The 7,265-nt window shown below is 65.4% G+C and carries 8 protein-coding genes; 4 read left to right on the top strand and 4 right to left on the bottom strand.

The window, feature by feature from the left end:
- Window positions 1-46 precede the first annotated feature (46 nt).
- Window positions 47-490, top strand: a complete 444-nt coding sequence (locus MJ956_RS15120; RefSeq protein ID WP_253965271.1) for a hypothetical protein — start codon at window positions 47-49, stop codon at window positions 488-490.
- Here the strand turns inward: MJ956_RS15120 and MJ956_RS15125 are convergent.
- The 4 genes from MJ956_RS15125 to MJ956_RS15140 form a co-directional block, all read right to left on the bottom strand.
- Window positions 465-1,193, bottom strand: coding sequence for a GNAT family N-acetyltransferase (locus MJ956_RS15125; protein ID WP_253965272.1), 729 nt, complete (start codon window positions 1,191-1,193; stop codon window positions 465-467). The two genes, MJ956_RS15120 and MJ956_RS15125, sit on opposite strands and share 26 nt — an antisense overlap.
- On the bottom strand, window positions 1,190-2,110 hold the full coding sequence (locus MJ956_RS15130; protein ID WP_253965273.1) for an alpha/beta hydrolase: 921 nt from the start codon (window positions 2,108-2,110) through the stop codon (window positions 1,190-1,192). Before MJ956_RS15130 ends, MJ956_RS15125 begins: the two co-directional genes overlap by 4 nt.
- Before the next feature lie 92 nt (window positions 2,111-2,202).
- Entirely contained in the window at window positions 2,203-2,562 is a 360-nt protein-coding gene (locus MJ956_RS15135; protein ID WP_253965274.1) for a cell division protein ZapA, read from the bottom strand.
- Window positions 2,563-2,582: 20 nt separating this feature from the next.
- Window positions 2,583-2,861 (bottom strand): DUF4164 domain-containing protein, encoded by a 279-nt coding sequence (locus MJ956_RS15140; RefSeq protein WP_253965275.1) that lies wholly within the window; start codon window positions 2,859-2,861, stop codon window positions 2,583-2,585.
- A 236-nt stretch (window positions 2,862-3,097) separates the two neighbouring features.
- On the opposite strand from MJ956_RS15140, the gene tkt reads away from it, so the two are divergent.
- The 3 genes from tkt to MJ956_RS15155 form a co-directional block, all read left to right on the top strand.
- On the top strand, window positions 3,098-5,128 hold the full coding sequence (gene tkt / locus MJ956_RS15145; protein ID WP_253965276.1) for a transketolase: 2,031 nt from the start codon (window positions 3,098-3,100) through the stop codon (window positions 5,126-5,128).
- 210 nt (window positions 5,129-5,338) lie between these two features.
- Entirely contained in the window at window positions 5,339-6,349 is a 1,011-nt protein-coding gene (gene gap / locus MJ956_RS15150) for a type I glyceraldehyde-3-phosphate dehydrogenase (protein WP_253965277.1), read from the top strand.
- A gap of 75 nt (window positions 6,350-6,424) precedes the next feature.
- Window positions 6,425-7,265 (top strand): phosphoglycerate kinase (locus tag MJ956_RS15155; RefSeq protein WP_253965278.1); only part of this gene is annotated, 841 nt, incomplete at its 3' end.

The following is a 7,265-nucleotide window of genomic DNA, read 5'->3' on the forward strand; positions in this document are numbered from 1 at the left end:
TGTAGGGAGCATATTGGTCCTCCGACAATCTCGTGAGGGAACCAATATGAACTTTGCCGTGACGGCCTTTGGGGCCGGAATTGCCGCGTCCGTCTTCGTCGCCGGCCTGCAGGGCGCGCCGGTTACGGCGACGGAGCCGGTCGCTGGCGTGACGACGCTGGCCGCTACGGCGCCGGTGTCGAGCGCCGTGTCGGATACCCCTCGACTGAACGCCGTGCGTGTGATCGACCTGCGCAGCGGCGCGACCTGCAAGATAGCGGCGAGACCGAACCTCGAGGCCGGCTTTGCCGACGCTCCGGTCGGCCCGGATTGCGCCGGCTCGCCCACCCTGCAAAGCGTTTCGCAATGGCGCTCGTCGCGCGATGGAACGCTCGAGATGGCCGACAGCGAAGGGCGGACGCTGATGCGTTTCATGCCGGGCGACGGCGTTTTGTTCGAGTCGATCTACCCGTCCGACGCCCTGGTCACGATCGTTCCGGCGCGGGGATAATCACCGCCTCGCCTTGTTGCCGGGCCGCGAGGCTCTCTCGAACCGGCGCCAGAGCGCGTCGTTGGCGCCCCTCGGTGTCGAAATTCTCCGGCGCCAGCCAAGCCTCGAAACCCGATCTGACCCTCGGCCAGTCGCGGTCGACGATCGCATACCAGGCGGTATCGCGATTGCGGCCTTTGACGATCATGTGCTGGCGAAACAGCCCTTCATAGACGAACCCCAAACGCTCGGCGGCTCGCTTCGATGGCTGGTTGCGATCGTCGCATTTCCATTCGAGGCGCCGGTAGCCGAGTTCGTCGAACACCCGTTCCATGATCAGGTAGAACGCTTCGCTCGCCGCCCGCGACCGCTGCAGCGACGGCGCAAGACAGATATGACCGATCTCGGTTACGCCGTTCGCCGTATCCGTGCGCATCAGCGCGGCGACCCCTTCCGCCCGACCCGCGGCCGACGGCAGGATCGCGTGAAACCGTATGTCGTCGGCGAGATAGGTCGCTTCCGCCCAAGCGCGGAACGCAGCCCGGTCGGCGAACGGCCCATAGGGCAGATGATCGAAGATCCCGCCCGTGCTATCTTCTGCGAAGGCGGCGAACAAGGCGTCGAAATGACGGTCGTCGACGATCGGTTCGACCCTGACGACATGGCCCTCGAGTGGGCGCGTCCCCGGACAGTCTCGGGGGCCAAAGTCCGCAAGCGCGCTCACCGCGCATTCTGCCGAATGAAGTCCAGAGTCGCATCGCGGATCGCGGTATCATTGAGCGGAATGGCGGTCGCGAAGGCGGTGACCGCCCCCAAATGATCGACGCCCGGATAAATCGTTTCGGTCACCGAACCGCCCGACGCACGCATTTTCGCGGCCAGCGAGCGGGTGTTCTTCGGGTCGACCGTCGTATCGTCGGCGCCGGCAATCAGCATCATCGGCGGCTCCCCGCCATCGACGAAGTTGATCGGCTGGCTCGCTGCGCGCTGCGCCTCCGGAAAAATCAGCTTGTAACGCTCCTCGGTCAGCGGCAGAAAATCGTAGGGACCGGCGAGACCGATAAATCCCGCGAGGCTATGCGGCGATAGCCCTTCCTGCGTCAGCCAGGTCTCGTCCGTCGCCAGCAGGCCGGCGATCTGGGCGCCGGCCGAATGCCCCATCAGGAACAGCGGGTGCGAACCGCCCGGCATGGCGTAGGCGCCACCGCGCACGGTCCTGGCGATTCGCGCCGTGGCCTTGGCGGCATCCTCGATGAAGCCTGGAAATCGCGCCTCGGGATAATGGCGATAGTCTGGGATGGCGACGATGACGCCCTCGCTTGCCAGCGACTGGCCGACAAACAGATAGAGATCCTTCGATCCCGAATCCCAGCTGCCGCCATAAACGAAGACGACGACCGGTGTTTGCGGCGTCACCGTCGCCGGAATGTAGAGGTCGTAGGTGCCGCGGTCGCCGGGCATATAGCGAATATCCTCGACGACGCTGTAGCCATTGCCGCTGGTCGCGGCATTGAGCACCGCCGCGCAGCCGGACAGGACAAGCGCGGCGAACGATACCGACAGCGAGGCTACGACAGCAGGCCGGAAACGGCGTTTCCGGCGTATGGCAGCGATGGACGCGGGGGACTGGACGTTACTCATGCGAGCGGAACTAGAGTGGCGTCGCGCCGCAACAACGGTCACGCTCCACAGCGATGCCTGCGGCACGGCGTCGCCGTGCCGCAGCGACTGGCCTAGCGGTCCTCAAGCCGTGCGCCGAGCCGCTCCAGGGCTTGCGCCGTCTCGTTGAGGCTGTCGACGAAACGGTTGCGCTCCTCCTGTCGTGCACCGTCCACTTCATCCGAACGAGCGGAATATCTGGCGATTTTTTCCTCAAGCTCGCGAATCCGACGCCGCGCCTCGAACAATTCGTCCGAGCCCATGATGGCCGCCATGACCATCAGACGGAGATCGTCGATCTGCCCGAAACTTTTCCTCAGATCGGCGATCCGCCCGTCGACCTCCGCCGCAAGAGCGGTCAGGTGAGCCTCCTCCCCTTCGCCGCACGCCATGCGATAGGTCTTTTCGTCGATGGTGACGACGATCTGGGGCATTCGACCTTTCTCCGCTTTCTTTATTTGTGGCGTGCGAGCACGCCACGCACCCGTTCCATGGCGTCGACGAGCCGCTGCGAGACCTCTCGGTTGGCGCGATCGAGTCGTTCCCCCCGCGCCAGCGCCGCGTCGAGTTCGCGCGCCAGACGAGCGCGGTCGGCCGTCATGCGCTGAATCTCGGCTTCGCCGCCCCGCAGGACCGATTCCCGCTCCTCACGCTCCTCGATGGCGTGTTCCAGCCGCTCGATCGCGGTCCGAAGGCGCAAGCGCGCCGTCTCGAACGGATCTTCCGACGACATCGCGTCGTCCCCCTGACACCAACCTGCGGGCAAAGCCCGCTTTGAAATGTACCTTCCGCGAATGCGCGCATGGCCTTTAATGGTCTAGCGTTTCGAGCGGGCCATGAAAAGCGGCGCGGCGGCGCGATCCCCCGATCCGTCGCGCCAGGATGCGGTCTTCGTTTGTTGACAGTAGCATAGCCATGTGATGACTGCCGCGCGTCATGGCCGTCAGGCCATCAATCGGAGCACCCTTGATGACAACACCCGACCAGCATCGCCAGATGGCCAACGCCATCCGGTTCCTGTCGGCCGATGCCGTCGAAGCGGCCGGGTCGGGTCATCCAGGCCTTCCCATGGGCGCTGCCGACATCGCCACGGTGCTGTTCACCCGCTTCCTGACCTTCGATCCGCGCGATCCCGACTGGGCGGATCGCGACCGTTTCGTGCTGTCGGCCGGGCATGGCTCGATGCTGCTCTACAGCCTCCTGTATCTGCTCGGCTACGACGATATCGACATCGACGAGATCAAGAACTTCCGCCAACTCGAAGCCAGGACCGCGGGGCACCCTGAATTCGGCCACGCCGCCGGCATCGAAACCACCACCGGACCGCTCGGCCAAGGTCTCGGCAACGCCGTCGGCATGGCGCTCGCCGAGCGCATCATGAACGCGCGCTACGGCGACGGGATCGTCGACCATTATACCTACGTGCTCGTGGGCGATGGCTGCCTGATGGAGGGGATCAGCCAGGAAGCGCTCGCACTCGCCGGCCACCTGAAGCTGAACAAGCTCATCGTCCTGTGGGACGACAACGACATCACCATCGACGGCGAGGTTTCGCTGACCGACTCGACCGATCAGGCGGCCCGCTTCGCGGCGAGTGGCTGGAACACGCTCAGATGTGACGGCCACGATCCCGACGCGATCGCCGCGGCGATCGAAGCGGCCAAGGCAAGCGACCGACCGACCCTGGTCGCCTGCAAGACCACGATCGGCTATGGCGCGCCGACCAAGGCGGGAACCGCCAAGGTGCATGGATCGGCGCTGGGAGCGAAGGAACTCGCGGCAACCCGCGAGGCGCTGGGCTGGGATCATGAACCCTTCGAGATTCCGGCCGCGATCCGCGACCAGTGGCGGATCGCCGGGCTGCGCTCCAGCACGCACCGTAAGGAGTGGCAAAGGCGCTTCGCCGAGATCGACGCCGAGATCCGGGGGGATTTCGAGCGGCGGATGCGCGGCGATCTGCCGAGCGGTTTCGTTCAGGCGATGCAGCGCTACAAACGCACTCTGAACGAGGAGCGCCCCACCGTCGCCACCCGCAAGGCTTCGGAAATGGCGCTTGAGATCATCAACGAGGTCGTGAAAGAGACGATCGGCGGCTCGGCCGATCTGACGGGGTCCAACAACACCCGCACCAGCCAGACCGCCGCCATCGTCCCCGGCGATTATTCCGGCCGCTTCGTCCATTACGGCATTCGCGAACACGCCATGGCCGCGGCGATGAACGGGCTGGCGCTGCATGGCGGCGTTATCCCCTATTCGGGCACGTTCCTGGTGTTTTCCGACTATTGCCGCGGCGCGATGCGCCTGTCGGCGCTGATGGGCCAGCGGGTCATCTATGTGATGACGCATGATTCGATAGGCCTCGGCGAAGACGGGCCGACGCACCAGCCCGTCGAGCATCTTGCCTCGCTTAGGGCGATGCCGGTGATGCAGGTGTTCCGTCCGGCCGACGCCGTCGAGACGGTGGAGTGCTGGCAGCTCGCGCTGGAATCGCGCCACGCGCCCTCGGTGCTGGCCCTCAGCCGCCAAGATCTGCCGGCCTTGCGGCTCGACAAGCACGACGAGAACCGCAGCGCGCGCGGCGCCTACGAGATCAGCCCGGCTTCGGGCGAGGCGGAGGTGACGATCTACGCTACGGGATCGGAGGTGCGGATCGCCATCGAGGCGCGCGCGCGGCTCGAGCGGGATGGCGTGCATACCCGGGTCGTTTCGGTGCCATGCTTCGAGCTGTTCGACCAGCAAAGTCCGGAATACCAGACCGCGATCCTCGACCACGGCACAGTCAATGTCGCGATCGAGGCCGGCATCCGCCAGGCTTGGGACCGCTTCATCGGTCGTGACGGTATCTTTATCGGCATGACCGGCTTCGGCGCCAGCGGACGCGTCGCCGATCTCTATGAGCATTTTGGCATCACCGCCGACGCTGTGGTCGCCGCCGTGGAGGCCCGCCGCGCCTCGCAGCGGCCGGTGGAGGACGGTGACGGCGCTCCAACATCCGATTGAGCATCGGGATGATCCCGAACCCGGGCGCCACCTTCAAGGTCCGATGCTTTCGTTCGCGCCGTCGTCGCGGCATCGAAATCAGCGCGCACCTAAGAAAAGCTGACCGTCCGGAATATTGATCCGGACCGCCTGCTTCTGTACAGCCCAAGGCGACCGCGACGCCCCTCGCGACGTTTGCCGGCGGGGCGCGCCATCGAAGGAGACGGATCAATGACAGTTCGCGTTGCAATCAATGGCTTCGGCCGCATCGGCCGCAATGTGTTGCGGGCGATCGTCGAATCCGGACGGACCGACATCGAGGTGGTCGGCATCAACGATCTGGGTCCCGTCGAGACCAACGCCCATCTGCTGCGCTACGATTCCGTGCATGGCCGTTTCCCCGCCAAGGTCACCGTCGAAGGCGATACGATCAGCATCGATGGCGGCAAGCCGATCAAGGTCACCGCCATCCGCGACCCCAAGGACCTGCCCTGGGGCGAGCTCGGCGTCGACGTCGCCATGGAATGCACCGGCATCTTCACCGCCAAGGACAAGGCGTCCCTGCATCTGGAAGCCGGCGCCAGGCGGGTGCTCGTTTCCGCCCCGGCGGCCGGCGCCGACAAGACCATCGTTTACGGCGTCAACCACGACACGCTGACGAAAGACGATCTGGTCGTCTCCAACGCATCGTGCACGACCAACTGCCTGTCGCCCGTCGCCTACGTGCTGAATGAGCTCGTCGGCATCGAGAAGGGCTTCATGACGACGATCCACTCCTATACCGGCGACCAGCCGACGCTCGACACGATGCACAAGGATCTTTATCGCGGCCGCGCCGCCGCCATGTCGATGATCCCGACCTCGACGGGTGCCGCCAAGGCCGTCGGCCTGGTGCTGCCGGAGCTGAACGGCAAGCTGGACGGCGTCGCCATCCGCGTACCGACCCCGAATGTCTCCGTCGTCGATCTCAACTTCATCGCCAGGCGGGAGACCTCGATCGAGGAAATCAACGCGGCGATCAAGACGGCCGCCGACGGCAAGCTGAAGGGCATTCTCGGCTACACCGACGAGCCGCTGGTTTCCATCGACTTCAACCACGACAGCCACTCCTCGGTCTTCCACATGGACCAGACCAAGGTCCTCGGCGGCACCTTCGTGCGCATCCTGTCCTGGTACGACAACGAATGGGGCTTCTCCAACCGCATGTCGGACACCGCCGTCGCGCTCGCCAAGGCGGGGTAAGCGATCGCCTTTTCCGATTGAAGCGAGCGGAGGCGCGAATGCCCCCGCCGCTCGGCAACATTGTGGAGGAAACCGATGACCCAGTTCAAGACGCTCGACGACGTCACCGTCGCCGGCAAGCGCGTCCTCCTCAGGGTCGACCTCAACGTGCCGATGCAGGGCGGCAAGGTGTCCGACCGCACACGTATCGCCCGCATCCTGCCATCGGTTCGGGAGCTTTCGGACAAGGGCGGGCGGGTCATTCTGCTGGCTCATTTCGGCCGGCCGAAGGGCAAGCCGAATCCCGAGATGTCGCTGGCGCCGCTGGCGCCGGTCCTGTCGGAGATGCTGGGTATGCCGGTCGGCTTTTCCGACGATTGCGTCGGCCCCATCGCGGCCGGCATCGTCGCCGGGCTCAAGGACGGCGACGTCGTGCTCATGGAAAACACCCGTTTTCACGCCGGCGAGGAAGCCAATGACGAGGACTTCGTCAGCCGTCTCGCATCGCTCGGCGATATCTTCGTCAACGACGCCTTTTCCGCCGCCCATCGCGCCCACGCCTCGACCGAGGGCCTAGCCCGGCATCTGCCGTCCTATGCCGGGCGCACCATGCAGGCCGAGCTGGAAGCTCTCGAACAAGGCCTTGGCGATCCCGTCCGGCCGGTCGTTGCCGTCGTCGGCGGCGCCAAGGTGTCGACCAAGATCGACCTCCTGTCGAACCTCGTCAAACGGGTCGACGCGCTGGTCATCGGGGGCGGCATGGCCAACACCTTCCTCGCCGCACAAGGCAAATCGGTCGGCAACTCGCTCTGCGAGCACGATCTGGCCGACACGGCCCGGGCGATCATGGCAACGGCGAAGGACGCCGGCTGTGAAATCGTTCTCCCCGTCGATGCCGTCATCGCCCGCGAGTTCAAGGCCGGGGCGGACAGCGAGG

Source organism: Aurantimonas marianensis (genome assembly GCF_024195285.1).
GTDB classification, from domain to species: Bacteria; Pseudomonadota; Alphaproteobacteria; order Rhizobiales; family Rhizobiaceae; genus Aurantimonas; species Aurantimonas marianensis.

Bases quoted from the DNA above. Each gene is read 5' to 3' on its own strand.
- MJ956_RS15140 (WP_253965275.1), bottom strand. From the start codon at position 2,861: ATGTCGTCGGAAGATCCGTTCGAGACGGCGCGCTTGCGCCTTCGGACC.
- MJ956_RS15130 (WP_253965273.1), bottom strand. From the start codon at position 2,110: ATGAGTAACGTCCAGTCCCCCGCGTCCATCGCTGCCATACGCCGGAAA.
- MJ956_RS15120 (WP_253965271.1), top strand. From the start codon at position 47: ATGAACTTTGCCGTGACGGCCTTTGGGGCCGGAATTGCCGCGTCCGTC.
- MJ956_RS15135 (WP_253965274.1), bottom strand. From the start codon at position 2,562: ATGCCCCAGATCGTCGTCACCATCGACGAAAAGACCTATCGCATGGCG.
- tkt (WP_253965276.1), top strand. From the start codon at position 3,098: ATGACAACACCCGACCAGCATCGCCAGATGGCCAACGCCATCCGGTTC.
- gap (WP_253965277.1), top strand. From the start codon at position 5,339: ATGACAGTTCGCGTTGCAATCAATGGCTTCGGCCGCATCGGCCGCAAT.